The sequence below is a fragment of the Thermosynechococcus sp. PKX95 genome, from assembly GCF_031583295.1.
In the GTDB taxonomy this organism is placed as follows: Bacteria; Cyanobacteriota; Cyanobacteriia; order Thermosynechococcales; family Thermosynechococcaceae; genus Thermosynechococcus.
Window position 1 is genome coordinate 1,730,378 of sequence record NZ_CP134171.1, and the last position, 13,449, is coordinate 1,743,826.

Below are 13,449 nucleotides of genomic sequence, written 5' to 3' on the forward strand. Positions count from 1 at the left end.
TCTGGCAATATCAGCACAGGTTTCCTCACTGATTGTAGCTTAGGCACAGCGGAACGCACCTAAAACTTGGCACGGACAACAAATTCATAATCACCCCCCGGCTCTAATTGGTAGTCTTGGGCTTCGAGAAACCGCCCCAAGGGTTCTTTGATCAGAGCACGCCCAAAGGCTGGGGAGATTTGCAGCTTTTTCGCCCTGAATTGCCAGCAAAATTCCCACTGGTACTCGCTGGCGCAGACGTGGCCACGAATGTGACCCTCTTGCCAACTTTGGGCAATGATGCGGACATAGGCAGTAGTTTGGGGTAGGGAATGGGAAGCCACAATGCAATTCGGTCAACGCAATTGGGTGACGATTTGATTATTGATGAGACGCTCTTGGGTGAGCAAGTCATCAACGGTAACCCGCAGTTGGCGATCGCCATCCACTTGAAAGAGGACCCGAATGCGATCGCTCCCCGGATAGCCAGGGGGATCCAGCTTGGCGAGGGTTTTGCCTTGGGGGGTGTCATTGAGGGGCTGCACCGTGCGTTCACCGGCACTACGGGTAATCAGGCGATCGCCATCAAAAAAGATCTCCACACCCCCTTGCTCGTCCCCCAATTCACCAATCACCAGTTCAATACTGGGCTGTCCCTCCGTCGAGGCCCCTAAAATCAATTCCACGGGTTCGCCCATGGGGTAGGGTTGTCCCCGCTGGATAATGGGGTGCCAGCCATGACGGTTGAGCTTAGCATCCCAGAAGCGAATGCCGTAGCTGTGGTAGAGAAAATCCTTGACATCCAGCCCTTGGGTCACTGCTAGAGCACCCATGGCCACCGCTGTAAAAGGCTGTTGGGCGTTGATCTTTGTGGCCTCAAAATACTCAGCAACCCATTTTTGCACTGCGGGAATTTGCGTTGTCCCCCCCACTAGGAGCACCGCATCAATCGTGTCGGGGGTGATCCCTTGGCGGCGTGCCTGTTGGAGCACTTGGGTGAGAGCATCATCCAGACGTTGGAAAAATTGCTGTTGGTGAAGCATCTCCTCCAGTTCAGCGCGCTCGAGGCGCAGTTCAAGGGTGGTAAAGGTTTCGCTGTCAAAGTACACCTCTTGGGCATAGGGCTGCTGCGAGAGTTGAATTTTTAAGCGCTCGGCAAGGCGCAGGAGTAGGCTATTGGCGGTCATGCCGCGTTTTACCCATTCATCGACAATCCAGTGGTCAATATCCGTGCCCCCTAAATTCAAGCCCGCTTTGGCAATCACCCGCGCTGTGCGAGGCCGTTGGTTGTCGCTTGAGGCCCACTGGCGATCGCCCCACTTGAGAATAAATCCCAAGGGACGGCTTTGGCGTTGATCGCTCTTGAGTTCGACAAGGGAGAGATCGAGGGTGCCCCCGCCAAAATCAATCACCAAGATCAGCGGGCGATCGGCCACGCCATAACCTAAGGCCGCAGCCGTGGGTTCATCCAAGAGGCGAATTTGCTCAATGGCAAACCCCTCACACACCTGCAACAGCCAACTGCGATAGGTTTCAAAGCTATCCACCGGCACGGTGAAGATCAACCCCTGTTCGACATCGCCGCCGCTAGTGTGTTTCAGGTCCTTCAACAGGGCTTGCAAAAACCACGTGCCAATGGTTTCAAAGCTCAAAGAACAGCCATCCAGCTCGGGTAAATAGCCCTGTACGGTGGCGCCAATCCCCCGCTTAAACCGCGAGAAAAAGCGACGATCGCCCACCCCATCCAAGCCGCGATCGCGCACCTGCTGCCCTACCACGACCAGAGGAACACTGGCATCCTCCACATAGGCCAAGCTAGGAATGAGCGCCGGTACCTCACCAAACCCCACCGAGAGTCCAGAGAGCGTTACCGCTTCGGCTGCTTGGGTGGCATAATTCCACCGCGCCACCAACGTATTACTGGTTCCAAAATCAATTGCGTAGGTCACCGTTTGCACACATCAACCGCATTCTCTCATCCCTACCTTAGCGAGATTTTCTCCCCCTGAGATCCTGAGAGTATGTCACAATAAGAAAGCGATCGCGAAAAGATTTAGGTGATTTTGGGCATGGCGAGCCAAACAGGTGTACTACTTCTCAATTTGGGGGGGCCCGATCGCCCCGAGGATGTGCGCCCCTTTTTGTACAACCTGTTCTCTGATCCCGAAATCATTCGCCTGCCCTTCCGTTGGCTACAAAATCCCCTTGCTTGGTTTATCTCCACCAGTCGTGCCCGGCGTTCTCAGGCCAACTATGCCCAAATTGGTGGCGGCTCCCCCCTACGGCGCATGACTGAACAGCAAGCCCGTGCCCTGAAAGACGCCCTAGAACGCATTGGCATTGAGGCCAATTTGTACATTGGTATGCGCTACTGGCACCCCTTTACCGAGGAGGCGATCGCCCAAATCAAAGCGGATCAAATTCGCGATCTAGTGATTTTACCCCTTTACCCACAGTTTTCCATTAGCACCAGTGGCTCTAGTTTTCGCCTCCTAGAGAGCTTGTGGAACCAAGACCCTGAATTGCAAAAGATTCGCTATACGCTGATCCCCTCTTGGTACAACCACCCCGGCTATGTGGCGGCTATGGCGGACTTGATTCGCCAAGAACTCGACCAATGCCCCAACCCCGACGAAGCCGTGATTTTCTTTAGTGCCCACGGCGTTCCCAAAAGCTATGTCACCGAAGCAGGGGATCCCTACCAAGAGGAAATCGAAGCCTGCGTGAAGCTCATCATGGCTGCCCTGAATCGCCCCAATGCCCATGTGTTGGCCTACCAAAGTCGGGTGGGGCCAGTGGAGTGGCTGCAACCCTACACCGAAGATGTGATTCCTGAGTTGGCCGCTCAAGGGGTGAAAACCCTTGTTGTTGTTCCCATTAGCTTCATTTCAGAGCACATTGAAACCCTCCAAGAAATTGACATCGAGTACCGCGAGATTGCCGAAGAAGCGGGCATTGAAGTCTTTCGGCGCGTGCCTGCTCTTAATGATCACAGTGGCTTTATTAGTGCCCTTGCCCAACTGGTGAAGGATGCCCTTGCAGCACCACCGCGTACCTTTGCTGAGGTGAATAAGTCCCGCAAGCGGGTGAAGCTCTACCCTCAAGAGCGCTGGGAATGGGGGATGACCTCCGCTGCCGAACGTTGGAATGGTCGCTTGGCAATGTTGGGATTTTTAGCCTTGATCATTGAGTTAATCAGTGGCCAAGGGCCATTGCACATGCTTGGACTGCTTTGAGACTTTGCTCAACTCCTGCCATAGAACCCTAGAAATTGTCGCTAGAATAAGGATAACCTTATTGGCAAAGGGCTACCCCTGTGTCTGAATCGCCCACACCGAAATTTGACAAAGAAAAATTCCTCTTCCCCACCAGCCGCTACCATGGTGCATTTACGCCGCAAAACTTGGCCTTTAATGCCAATTTGCAGGAATTTGCTCAACGGGTGAGCTATATTTGTGGTCTGGAAACGGGCGGTAAGATCAGCTCTGAGGAGGCCTACAATCAAATTAAGGTGCTTTGGAAGCAACTGAAGAAATCCCGAGACTTGCTCTTTGCCAATGTTCCTCCTGATGAGGAGGCGGATGGTTCAGATAGTGATGAGTCCTAAATCCTGATGGCTGGCTTGACACCGACAACGTTACTCTTAAGCTTGAGTACCGCTCCCTTTCTGGCGGCTTTGTGCCTAGGGCAGGGATTATGGCAGATGGGATTGTCTTTGAGTGCAAGCAGCACTGAGCTATTACGGGGCGATCGCCTGCCCTTGGTCGAACAGGATGAAACTTGAGTCCTAGGGATAAAAGGCAACCTGCGGTAAGCCCAGCGTTTCTGGCCAGCCCATCATTAGATTCAAGCATTGCACCGCTTGGGAAGCCTGTCCCTTCATTAGGTTATCAATGGCGGACATAACAATAATGCGTCCAGTACGCTCATCCACCTCAATGCCAATAAAACAGGCATTGGTGCCCCATGCCCATTTCGTCTGGGGATAGAGGCCGGGGGGCAGGATATTCACCCAAGGGGAATGGCGATAAAAAGCTTGGTAGATGGTGATTAAATCTTCACGCACTAGACCCGGATCCCGCAGTGTGGCATAGACAGTGGCCAAAATCCCCCGCGGCATGGGGACAAGGTGCGGCGTGAACTGCACAAGGACGCTTTGGCCGGCCAATTCGCTACAAATGGCTTCAATTTCTGGCGTGTGGCGATGTCGAGCAACACTGTAGGGAGCAAGGGAGTTGTCAGCTTCCGCAAGCAGGAGATTGATTTTGCCCTGACGACCGCCGCCGGAGGTACCGGACTTGGCATCAATAATTGCCGTATTCGGTTCAATCAGACCCTGCTTGATCAAGGGTGCTAGAGCCAGCAAGCTAGCGGTGGGATAACACCCCGGACAACCAATAAGGGCACTTTGGCGAATGCGATCGCGATAGAGTTCTGGCAAGCCGTAGACCGCCTGTCGGGTCGTAGCCTCATCTTCCCTTGGTTCACCGTACCACTGGGTGTAGGTTTTCAAATCCTGAAAGCGATAGTCTGCCGACAAATCCAGCACTTTGCAGCCCTGCTCAAGGAGTTGCGGGGCGAGCTTACAGGCAATGCCATTGGGCAGCGAGAGAAACACCACTTGGGCGCGATCGCGAATCACCTCCACGGATACGGGTTCCACCGTGAGATTCACCCGACCCTGCAAATGGGGATATAGCTCCGTGTAGGGGCGACCCGCACTCCCCTCACCGCCAAGGTATGCAATCTCCACTTGGGGATGGTCAAGGAGTAAACGCACCAGTTGGACGCCCCCATAGCCAGAGGCCCCCACAATCCCCACCGTCACGCGATCGCCCATCGTTCCTCAATCCTGCCGCTGTTGTTGGCCTCACCACTGCGATAGTGCCATCGAATCCCCTGTTTCGCCAAGGGGGCAGACCACGGTGATAAAGTTAAGAATTATTACAAATCTCCCCTTGCGTTTCCTCACCTAACCCTTGAACCGCCTTGGCTGGTACAGGCTAAAATAACGACGAGTAACCTGTGGGGAATTGTGAATCGATGACATCGCCAATTGATTGGGACTACTTGGCTGCCCTTTCGGGGGGCGATCGCGAGTTTGAAATGGAATTGCTGCAAACCTTTGTTGAGGATGCCCAGCAGCGTCTCCAAGCATTGGCGGAAGCGGTCAATCAGGGAAACGTTGATCAAATCAAGCGGGATGCCCATCATCTCAAGGGCGCCAGTGGTAATGTCGGCATTACTGCCATGCAAACCATCGCTGCCCAACTGGAACAATCCACGACCCCGCAAACGCTCGCCCAAGCCAAAACCCTAGTGGAAGAGCTACAACGCCTGTTTGCCACCGTTGCCAGTGAGGTCTCCGCTTAAGACCCATGTCGATCCTGCCCCCCGATAGTCTGGAGACTGCCCTCAGCCAAGCTCAACAGGCCACCCAAGCGGCGCTTCAAGAGGGTAAAAATCGCCTGCAAATCGAGATCCTGTTGCCCGATCTCAATGCGATGGCCTTTGCCGCTGGCTACCTCCCTTTGTTTGAGGAACTAGGTCGTGATCTCAAGGTCTTTTTTGCCGATGCTGGATCTGCCGCCCTTGCCCGTCGCGAATGGGGTGAAACTGCCTATAGTGTGCGGGGCGTGAATGAACTACTGACACCCATTACAGCGAGCGATCGCGCCATTGTCATCGTTGCCCCAACCCCTGTAGAAGCCAATGCCATTGAGCAGATGTGTGAAACGGCGGGCGATCGCCCCTTTATCCTTTTGAACCCAAGGCTTCAGGATGTGGCCGTCGTTGGTATTGGCTACGCCGGTCGGCGGCTGCGGGAGCGATTTCTCAACACCCTTGAACCCTGCTACTACCTTCGTCCCCTCGCAGAAACCATCATTCTCTGGCGCTGTTATCCGCAACCGTGGCAAATTTGGCAATACGGCGAAACCGCCCCCACCTGCCTAGCAGAATTTGAGCAACGCCCCAGTAGTGAAGACATTGAGCATGCCCTGACGCCCCAAGGCAAACCCCGTGGTCAGGGAGTCTTTAGTCGCTTGAGTGCCTTTTTGCGAGCACTCCAGAACTAACCAATCTCTAAGGGGTGGCCGGTTCAGTGTTACTGGTTGGGGGGGGTGACACCTCGGGCATTGCCTCTGTCGGTGGCGGTGAGGGCGTAGGTGTTGGTGGAGATGGTTCAACGGCGGTGGGAGGGGCGACGGGAGGCTCTGCGTTCTTTGGGGGCTTTGGGGACTTTGGGGGTTTTGGAGAGAGGGATGGCGGAGGAGTCGGCGTTGGCTCTGGGGATGTTTCCTCAGGACTCGGGCTAGGGGTAGGCGTTTCCGTTGGCTCTGGGGTGGGCGTCGGTTCCGTAGGGGTGGGTTCCGGCTCTGGCGTCGGTGTCGGGGTGGGGGTGGGCGTCACCTCTACAGGTGGCACAATGGTCGGCAGGGTGGGTGGAAATTCCTGTTCCTGAGGACGCGGGGGGCGAGGGGTGACTGTGTCCACGGGTTGGTTGCGCAAAAATAGCCCTAGGCCAATGCCTGCTAAGCTGCCAAAGATTGCCGTTCCCAACAGCCATAGCCACGGCGAAAAATTGCGTTGTTTGGGGGGAGCAACGACGGCTGTCCCCTCCGGTTGAGTATTTGCCAAGATAGTGGATCGGTACTGCGGCATCACCGCTACCGTTGCTGTGGTTTGACGCGCCACGGGCTGTCCCATGAGCAGTTGCAGCCACGCCTGCACCGTTTGGGGACGTTCGCGGACATCCAAAGCCATTCCTGCTTCAATGGCATCAATGGTGCGCTGACTAAGATTGGGCTGAAACTGGCGTAAATCCTCGAGAGGCACGCGATCGCGCAAGACCGAGGCCACAGGAGGGCGTCCTGCCAAAAGGGCATAGAGCGTTGCTGCTAGGGCATAGACATCCGTTGCCGGCGTCCATTGGTGGCGGGGTAAATACTGCTCCACCGGCGCATAACCTGCTGAGAGCAATCCCGTATTTGTTTCCGTCACCCCAGCAGTGTATTCACGGGCAATGCCAAAGTCAATCAGCACCACTTGATCTGTGCCGTCCCGCAGCATGATGTTATCGGGCTTGACATCGCGGTGCAGCAGCCCATGCTCATGCACTAATTCAAGGGCGCTAGCTACTTGGCGAATATAGTGGAGAGCCGTTTTTTCCGGTAGGGGGCCTTCTTCTTGGATCACTTGGGCAAGGGTGCGTCCGGGGATATAGTCCATGACAATGAAGGGACGCCCCCCCTCAATAAAGCAATCACTGACGCGCACAATGTGGGGATGATTAAACTGGGCAAGGCGTTGCGCTTCTTGGATAAACCGCTCCCCCAGATCATGAATCCGCTTCGGGGGTTCCTGCTGCAAGTTCAATGTTTTGAGCACCACTGGCTGATGGAGCAGGGTGTGGGTGGCGCGATAGGTGACACCAAAGCCCCCCTGACTCAAAAGGGCATCGAGGCGATATTTTCCCCCTTGGAGGGTTGTGCCCACACTCAGCAAACTCAGGGAGGACATAGGCACCTTAGGGACGCAATGGAGCAGATGGAGGAGTGGTTGGCAGTGGGGCTAAGCGTTGACTGAGAATAACCAAGCGATAGCCTAAATATGCAGGTAAGGTTGCCATCATCATCAAGAGTATCACGGACAACAAAGATTCCCATTCAAACCGAGACCCATAGTAGCTGCGGTAGGGATCGTAGTTGGCACTGGGCTTGATTTTTTCCCGCAGGGCCATGGGCCGCTTAAAGCGCAATCGGCGATCGTCGAGCTTCTCAAATAAAATCCAGCCCCCTTGGGCTTCCTCTTGGCAGACTTTGCGCAGGACATCGGGATCATGAAATTGGTTGCGGCGCGATCGCAGGATTTTGAATTCCCAACCTCCCAGCTTGGGGGATACTTGACGCTGTTCTTCTTTGGAGGGGTAGGTGGTCAACTGTTCCTCTTCTTCATCGCGTTGTTGGCTGAGTTGCTCCTGCCAGCCCCACCACTGATAGTAAAGCAGTGCTGAGACACCGAGGCTACCGCTCATCAGGGATAATAACAGCACTTCAGCCATGGGGAATAGGAGCAAGCGTCTGTTGGGCGATCGTACTCGAAAAGTTGACCCTCCTCAGGACAAATCACCCCCTTCTCCCCGGCGGACAAAGTGGCAAATCCCTCGTTCTGAGGCACTAATAAAATCGCAAAACTCTTGAATGAGGGGATGGATAAACTGTTCCCGCAGGTGTTGAACGGCTTGGGAGGTGGTCAATTGGGAGCGGTAGAGAATATCCAAGGCCTTTTTGAGGAGCTGTCGGTCTTGAGCCGAAAAGCCCGCTCGCCGCAAACCCACCACATTCAAGCCCATGATCGTATTGGTACTCAGGCTGCGGGTCATACAAAAGGGGGGCACATCTTTTTGAATGGCAGTGCCGCCGGAGAGCATGGCCAAGCGCCCAATGCGCGTAAATTGATGCACAAGGCAGTTACCGCTGATAAAGGCGCGATCGCCCACATGGGCATACCCGGCAATCAAAGTATTATTGGCGATCGTCACATGGTTTCCCACATAAACATTGTGACCCAAATGACTGTGGGCCATCAACAGACAATCATGCCCGACATGGGTGACGGTTTCTGGTTGGGTTCCCCGATGAATGGTCACGCCCTCGCGCAACGTACAGCGATCGCCAATGTGGACATAGCTAATCCCCCCTTGATAAGCCACATCTTGGGGGAGATCGCCAATCACCGCCCCACTATGCACTTTGCAGTTCTCGCCAAGACGGGTATATCCTAACAGAGTGACATGGGGAGCCAACTGCGTACCGCGTCCAATCTCCACCGTGGCCGCCACATAGCAAAAAGGACCAATTTCTACCTCTTCCCCAATGTGGGCACCCGCCTCAATCACCGCCGTGGGATGAACCGCCATGACATTCCTGCACGATTGGCTAAAGATTCTTAACATAAAAGAGATTAAGCGATTTTGATCCCCGATGACGAACGACCTGCGGCAATATCTCCAGCTTTTAGAACAGCGGCAACAACTGCGACGCATCACCGTACCCGTTGATCCCGATCTGGAGATGGCGGAAATCTGTAACCGCCTGTTGGCTGCCGGCGGGCCAGCGTTACTGTTTGAAAACGTCATTGGTTCCCCCTATCCCGTCGCCATTAATCTCTTGGGAACCCTAGAGCGGGTGTGCTGGGCCATGAAAATGGAACACCCCCTAGACCTGGAAACCCTAGGGGAAAAGTTGGCTAAGCTACAACAGCCGAAGCCGCCCAAAACCCTGAGTCAAGCCCTTGATTTCGGCAAAATTCTCTTTGATGTTGTCCGTGCCAAGCCGAGTCGCGATTTGTTACCCCCGTGTCAGCAGGTGGTGATCAAAGCCCCCGATTTGGATCTACGGCAACTGCCCCTGATTCGCCCCTACCCCAAGGATGCAGGCAAAATTATTACCCTTGGTCTCGTCATTACCAAAGACTGTGAGACGGGCATTCCCAATGTCGGGGTTTACCGCTTGCAACTGCAATCCCCAACCACCATGACCGTGCATTGGCTTTCAGTGCGGGGAGGGGCACGCCATCTCCGCAAAGCTGCCGCCCGTGGCAAAAACTTAGAAGTGGCTGTGGCCTTGGGGGTGCATCCTCTAATCATCATGGCGGCGGCAACGCCAATTCCCGTGGATTTGTCGGAGTGGCTCTTTGCCGGGCTTTATGGCGGTGGGGGCATTCATTTGGCCAAGTGCAAAACCGTTGATTTGGAGGTGCCTGCCCACGCAGAATTTGTCCTTGAGGGCACCATTACCCCCGGTGAAGTTTTGCCCGATGGCCCCTGTGGCGATCACATGGGCTACTACGGTGGTGTAGAAGATTCGCCCGTCATTCATTTCCACTGCCTGACCCATCGCCGCAATCCCATCTATCTCACCACCTTTAGTGGCCGCCCGCCCAAGGAAGAGGCGATGATTGCCCTTGCCCTCAACCGCATTTACACACCCATTCTGCGGCAGCAGGTACCGGAGATTGTGGACTTCTTTTTGCCCATGGAAGCCCTCAGTTATAAGGCGGCGATTATTTCCATTGACAAAGCCTATCCTGGCCAAGCACGCCGCGCTGCCCTCGCCTTTTGGAGTGCCCTACCCCAATTTACCTACACCAAGTTTGTGATTGTTGTGGACAAAGAGATCAATATTCGTGATCCGCGTCAGGTGGTGTGGGCGATCAGCTCCAAGGTGGATCCCAGCCGCGATGTCTTTATTTTGGGAGATACCCCCTTTGACTCCCTTGACTTTGCCAGCGAAAAAATCGGCCTTGGGGGACGCATGGGCATTGATGCCACCACGAAAATTCCTCCAGAAACAGACCATCCTTGGGGCGATCCCCTCACATCGGATCCTGAGGTGGCACGGCGAGTCACAGAACGCTGGCAGGAATATGGCCTTGGCGATATTGACCTAACAGCCGTAGATGCGACGCGGTTCGGCTATGAGCTAGACCCCGCCTTTCGTTGGCGATAATCGAAGAAACAACGGTTCATAAAACATGACGAATAGAGATGCGATGCGTTGGCAACAGCGGTTGCAGAACTTTGGTCGTGTCCTAATCCGCCTAGAAACCGCCTGTGCTCAGGAGGAGTATTCGGAACTAGAGCGAGCCGGTCTGGTACAAATGTTTGAGTTCACCCTTGAGCTAGCGTGGAAAACATTGAAAGACCTTCTTTTTTATGAGGGGCTGGATGTGAAAACTCCCAGAGAAGCTATTCGCAAGGCCTTTGAGACAGGCTATCTCACCGAGGAAGACACGGAGATACTGCTAGATGCCTTGGCAAGGCGAAATCTCTTGAGCCATACCTACGAAGAGCAAACGACAAAAGAGGCGGAACGACTGATCAAACACAGGTTTACTCCTGTTTTTCGGAAACTGTACAACTGCTTACAGGAAAAATATCAACAATGACGGACGGACTCACCCCAGAAAAACGCAAAGCCATCATTGACACTCTAACGGCCAATCCCAAGGTAGAACGAATCGTCCTCTTTGGCTCACGGGCGATCGGTACCTTCAGAACAACTTCGGATATTGATATTGCCCTCTTTGGCGAGAACCTCACCCTTAGTGATCAAGCTGCCCTTGCCGAGGCGATCGCTGAACTGCCCATTGCCCAACGGGTGGATCTCCTCATCTATCACAGTATTGAGAATTCAACCCTGCGGGAAGAGATTAACCAGCATGGGGTGGAATGGTTTGCCCGCAACAAGTTGATCACTGTTTAGGGGACAGGCCGCGATAGGCTAAAAGATAGGCGAACAATCTGCCGCTATTGTCTGGATACTTGGGATGGGTCGCACCTACCGCACAATTGGCATTAACCTCAAGGCCATGCCCCTGGGGGAAAGCGATCGCCTGCTCAGTGTCTTTAGTCGCGATCGCGGGCTGTTGAAGTTAGTCGCCCCCCATAGCCGTGGCTGCCGCTCGAAACTGGGCGGACGGGTGGATTTGTTTGTCGTCAATGACCTTTTTATTAGTCCTGGCCGCAATTTAGATCGCATTCTGCAAGCAGAAACAGTCGCCACCTACCAAGGCCTCAACAGCCACTTGACCACTCTGACCGCTGCCCAGTATCTCGGTGAGGTGGTGCTCTACCAAGTCCATCCGCAGCAGCCTCAACCGGATCTCTTTGATTGGCTCTGTACCACCTTAGACCAGCTTCAGGGGGTTTCGAGTCGCGCTGCCCTAGCGCTATTGGTGCGCGGCCTGTGGGGCATCTTGCGCTTGGGGGGCATTGCCCCAGAATGGTACCAGTGCCATGAAAGTGGCTGCAAAATTGCTGTGCCTGCAGCGGATACCGACTGGCGGGTGGGCTTTAGTTTTGCCAGCGGTGGCGTTTTTATCCTTACAGAAGAAGGGAACGACAGGGGATCTTCGGGGGGCGATCGCCAACTGACAGCCAGTGAAGTGCGCCTCGGGCAATGGCTTGCACTGCCCACCACCCCATCCTTGGCACGGGATGAATTCCTTGCCCAAGCCGAGACCTATCCCCTCAGTGTTTGGCTGTCCCTTGAACGCATATTGCGCCAGTACCTGCAATTTCACCTTGAGCAAACGCTGCAGGTGCCTCCCCTCCTTGATCATTGTTTTTCACCTGTTGCGGTGTCCCAGCCATGACCATTGAGCAGCAAGACATTCGCATAGATCTCCCCCTACCACCGGTGCCTCCCCTCTGGCAAAACCGCAATTTTATTGCTCTTTGGTTGGCGCAGGTCTGCTCACAGTTGGCTGACAAAATTTACCTTGTATTTGTAATTGCCCTCACTACAGAGTTTTTCCAAGCGGCAGACCAGAGTATTAGTGGCTGGGTGTCAGCAATTATGGTGGCCTTTACGATTCCGGCCATTCTCCTCGGATCGGTGGCGGGGGTGCTGGTGGATCGCTGGTCGAAAAAACAGGTACTTATCGTGACCAATCTCTACCGTGCCCTCCTTGTCTTAGGGATTCCGATCACGATTCTCCTTGGCGCCGGGCAATGGTTTGGGTTTATGGCGCTGTTGCTGATCACGTTTACGATTTCCTGTTTAACCCAATTTTTTGCCCCCGCAGAACAGGCAGCCATTCCGCTGCTGGTGGATAAGTCCCATCTGCTGTCGGCCAACTCCCTCTATACCCTGACGATGATGGCTGCTCTCGTGGTGGGGTTCGCTGCGGGTGAGCCGCTTTTGAATCTTGCGAGCCACTGGCACTCCCAGTGGGGTGGGGCTGTCTTTGTCAGTGCCTGCTATGGCGGGGCAGCACTCCTACTCATGCTGCTGCGGCCACCGGATCAGTGTCATCTGCCACCAAGCCGCTATCGTCAAGTGTGGCAAGAACTCCGCCAAGGCCTTCAGCTTTTGCAGGAATATACAGCCCTGCGTTTTGCCCTGCTGCAACTCATCCTGCTGTTTGCCATTGTCGCGGCGATGTCGGTTTTGGTGGTGCGCCTTGCGGAGGTCTTACCCAGCCTCGATACGGATCAATTTGGGTTTCTTTTGGCGGCTGCGGCCGGCGGACTCGGGCTAGGGGCACTGCTTTTGAATACAGTGGGCAAGCACTTTGCCTACGGCTGGTCGAGTTTATTGGGCTGTTGGGGCATGGGGGGCATGTTTGTTGGTCTGTCCTTGAGTCTAGATTCTTTGGCTTGGAGCATGGGCTACATCATTGGTTTGGGCTTCTTTGCCGCCTTTGTGGCGATTCCAATGCAAACCTTAATTCAACTGATGACCCCAGCCGAACAGCGAGGGGCGATTTTTGGCCTGCAAAATAACCTCGTGAATATTGCCCTCAGTGTGCCCTTGGCGGTGGTTGGTTTAGCGGAGACGTGGTGGGGGCTGCAACCCGTACTCATTGGCTTGGGGGGGGCGATCGCCCTTGGTGGGACGCTGATGACCCTCAACCATCGCAACGGCATGGTGACTGGCGGCCTGCTCTAAAAGTTCCATAAAA

General features: G+C 54.6%; 16 protein-coding genes. 10 read left to right on the plus strand and 6 right to left on the minus strand.

What is annotated here, in order from left to right:
- Positions 1-59: 59 nt before the first annotated feature.
- Positions 60-323: a DUF3146 family protein gene (locus tag RHH81_RS08470; RefSeq protein ID WP_302678062.1), complete on the minus strand. Its 264-nt coding sequence runs from the start codon at positions 321-323 to the stop codon at positions 60-62.
- Positions 324-335: 12 nt separating this feature from the next.
- On the minus strand, positions 336-1,928 hold the full coding sequence (locus tag RHH81_RS08475) for an Hsp70 family protein (protein ID WP_310742911.1): 1,593 nt from the start codon (positions 1,926-1,928) through the stop codon (positions 336-338).
- Between the two features lie 120 nt (positions 1,929-2,048).
- Between RHH81_RS08475 and hemH the strand changes: the two genes are divergently transcribed.
- The 3 genes from hemH to RHH81_RS08490 all read left to right on the plus strand — a co-directional run bounded on the left by hemH (position 2,049) and on the right by RHH81_RS08490 (position 3,763).
- Entirely contained in the window at positions 2,049-3,215 is a 1,167-nt protein-coding gene (gene hemH / locus RHH81_RS08480) for a ferrochelatase (protein ID WP_206199809.1), read from the plus strand.
- Between the two features lie 80 nt (positions 3,216-3,295).
- Positions 3,296-3,586: a hypothetical protein gene (locus RHH81_RS08485; protein ID WP_206199810.1), complete on the plus strand. Its 291-nt coding sequence runs from the start codon at positions 3,296-3,298 to the stop codon at positions 3,584-3,586.
- A gap of 6 nt (positions 3,587-3,592) precedes the next feature.
- Positions 3,593-3,763 carry a hypothetical protein gene (locus RHH81_RS08490; protein WP_206199811.1) on the plus strand — a complete coding sequence of 57 codons (171 nt, stop codon included), beginning with the start codon at positions 3,593-3,595 and terminating at the stop codon, positions 3,761-3,763.
- Positions 3,764-3,766: 3 nt separating this feature from the next.
- On the opposite strand, the gene argC is transcribed toward RHH81_RS08490, so the two are convergent.
- Positions 3,767-4,819, minus strand: a complete 1,053-nt coding sequence (gene argC, locus RHH81_RS08495) for an N-acetyl-gamma-glutamyl-phosphate reductase (RefSeq protein WP_206199812.1) — start codon at positions 4,817-4,819, stop codon at positions 3,767-3,769.
- A 203-nt stretch (positions 4,820-5,022) separates the two neighbouring features.
- Between argC and RHH81_RS08500 the strand changes: the two genes are divergently transcribed.
- Together RHH81_RS08500 and RHH81_RS08505 are read left to right on the plus strand one after the other, a co-directional pair.
- Positions 5,023-5,352, plus strand: coding sequence for an Hpt domain-containing protein (locus RHH81_RS08500; protein WP_225901540.1), 330 nt, complete (start codon positions 5,023-5,025; stop codon positions 5,350-5,352).
- Between the two features lie 5 nt (positions 5,353-5,357).
- The gene (locus RHH81_RS08505) at positions 5,358-6,056 is read left to right on the plus strand and encodes a DUF1995 family protein (protein ID WP_206199814.1); all 699 of its coding nucleotides are present in this window, start codon (positions 5,358-5,360) and stop codon (positions 6,054-6,056) included.
- 7 nt (positions 6,057-6,063) lie between these two features.
- Here the strand turns inward: RHH81_RS08505 and RHH81_RS08510 are convergent, their stop codons facing one another.
- Genes RHH81_RS08510 through lpxA form a run of 3 tightly spaced genes read right to left on the minus strand, consistent with a single transcriptional unit; the run spans position 6,064 to position 8,899 of the window.
- Complete coding sequence (locus tag RHH81_RS08510; protein WP_206199815.1) at positions 6,064-7,500, minus strand: serine/threonine-protein kinase; 1,437 nt, start codon at positions 7,498-7,500, stop codon at positions 6,064-6,066.
- Between the two features lie 7 nt (positions 7,501-7,507).
- On the minus strand, positions 7,508-8,041 hold the full coding sequence (locus tag RHH81_RS08515) for a hypothetical protein (RefSeq protein ID WP_206199816.1): 534 nt from the start codon (positions 8,039-8,041) through the stop codon (positions 7,508-7,510).
- A 54-nt stretch (positions 8,042-8,095) separates the two neighbouring features.
- Complete coding sequence (gene lpxA, locus RHH81_RS08520) at positions 8,096-8,899, minus strand: acyl-ACP--UDP-N-acetylglucosamine O-acyltransferase (RefSeq protein WP_206199817.1); 804 nt, start codon at positions 8,897-8,899, stop codon at positions 8,096-8,098.
- 64 nt (positions 8,900-8,963) lie between these two features.
- On the opposite strand from lpxA, the gene RHH81_RS08525 reads away from it, so the two are divergent.
- From RHH81_RS08525 to RHH81_RS08545, 5 genes are all read left to right on the plus strand, one after another.
- A complete protein-coding gene (locus RHH81_RS08525; RefSeq protein WP_206199818.1) occupies positions 8,964-10,490 on the plus strand; it encodes a UbiD family decarboxylase in 1,527 nt (508 codons plus the stop codon).
- Positions 10,491-10,515: 25 nt separating this feature from the next.
- Complete coding sequence (locus tag RHH81_RS08530; RefSeq protein ID WP_206199819.1) at positions 10,516-10,929, plus strand: HI0074 family nucleotidyltransferase substrate-binding subunit; 414 nt, start codon at positions 10,516-10,518, stop codon at positions 10,927-10,929.
- Positions 10,926-11,246: a nucleotidyltransferase family protein gene (locus tag RHH81_RS08535; protein ID WP_206199820.1), complete on the plus strand. Its 321-nt coding sequence runs from the start codon at positions 10,926-10,928 to the stop codon at positions 11,244-11,246. Before RHH81_RS08530 ends, RHH81_RS08535 begins: the two co-directional genes overlap by 4 nt.
- Positions 11,247-11,310: 64 nt before the next feature.
- On the plus strand, positions 11,311-12,138 hold the full coding sequence (recO, locus tag RHH81_RS08540; RefSeq protein ID WP_206199821.1) for a DNA repair protein RecO: 828 nt from the start codon (positions 11,311-11,313) through the stop codon (positions 12,136-12,138).
- Positions 12,135-13,436, plus strand: a complete 1,302-nt coding sequence (locus RHH81_RS08545) for an MFS transporter (protein WP_206199822.1) — start codon at positions 12,135-12,137, stop codon at positions 13,434-13,436. The genes recO and RHH81_RS08545 overlap by 4 nt, the downstream gene beginning before the upstream one ends.
- Positions 13,437-13,449: the final 13 nt, after the last annotated feature.

Excerpts from the sequence above, each read along its gene's own strand:
- hemH (WP_206199809.1), top strand. The coding sequence starts at position 2,049 with ATGGCGAGCCAAACAGGTGTACTACTTCTCAATTTGGGGGGGCCCGAT.
- lpxA (WP_206199817.1), bottom strand. The coding sequence starts at position 8,899 with ATGGCGGTTCATCCCACGGCGGTGATTGAGGCGGGTGCCCACATTGGG.
- argC (WP_206199812.1), bottom strand. The coding sequence starts at position 4,819 with ATGGGCGATCGCGTGACGGTGGGGATTGTGGGGGCCTCTGGCTATGGG.
- RHH81_RS08500 (WP_225901540.1), top strand. The coding sequence starts at position 5,023 with ATGACATCGCCAATTGATTGGGACTACTTGGCTGCCCTTTCGGGGGGC.
- recO (WP_206199821.1), top strand. The coding sequence starts at position 11,311 with ATGGGTCGCACCTACCGCACAATTGGCATTAACCTCAAGGCCATGCCC.
- RHH81_RS08525 (WP_206199818.1), top strand. The coding sequence starts at position 8,964 with ATGACGAACGACCTGCGGCAATATCTCCAGCTTTTAGAACAGCGGCAA.
- RHH81_RS08510 (WP_206199815.1), bottom strand. The coding sequence starts at position 7,500 with ATGTCCTCCCTGAGTTTGCTGAGTGTGGGCACAACCCTCCAAGGGGGA.
- RHH81_RS08505 (WP_206199814.1), top strand. The coding sequence starts at position 5,358 with ATGTCGATCCTGCCCCCCGATAGTCTGGAGACTGCCCTCAGCCAAGCT.
- RHH81_RS08535 (WP_206199820.1), top strand. The coding sequence starts at position 10,926 with ATGACGGACGGACTCACCCCAGAAAAACGCAAAGCCATCATTGACACT.
- RHH81_RS08515 (WP_206199816.1), bottom strand. The coding sequence starts at position 8,041 with ATGGCTGAAGTGCTGTTATTATCCCTGATGAGCGGTAGCCTCGGTGTC.
- RHH81_RS08530 (WP_206199819.1), top strand. The coding sequence starts at position 10,516 with ATGACGAATAGAGATGCGATGCGTTGGCAACAGCGGTTGCAGAACTTT.
- RHH81_RS08545 (WP_206199822.1), top strand. The coding sequence starts at position 12,135 with ATGACCATTGAGCAGCAAGACATTCGCATAGATCTCCCCCTACCACCG.
- RHH81_RS08490 (WP_206199811.1), top strand. The coding sequence starts at position 3,593 with ATGGCTGGCTTGACACCGACAACGTTACTCTTAAGCTTGAGTACCGCT.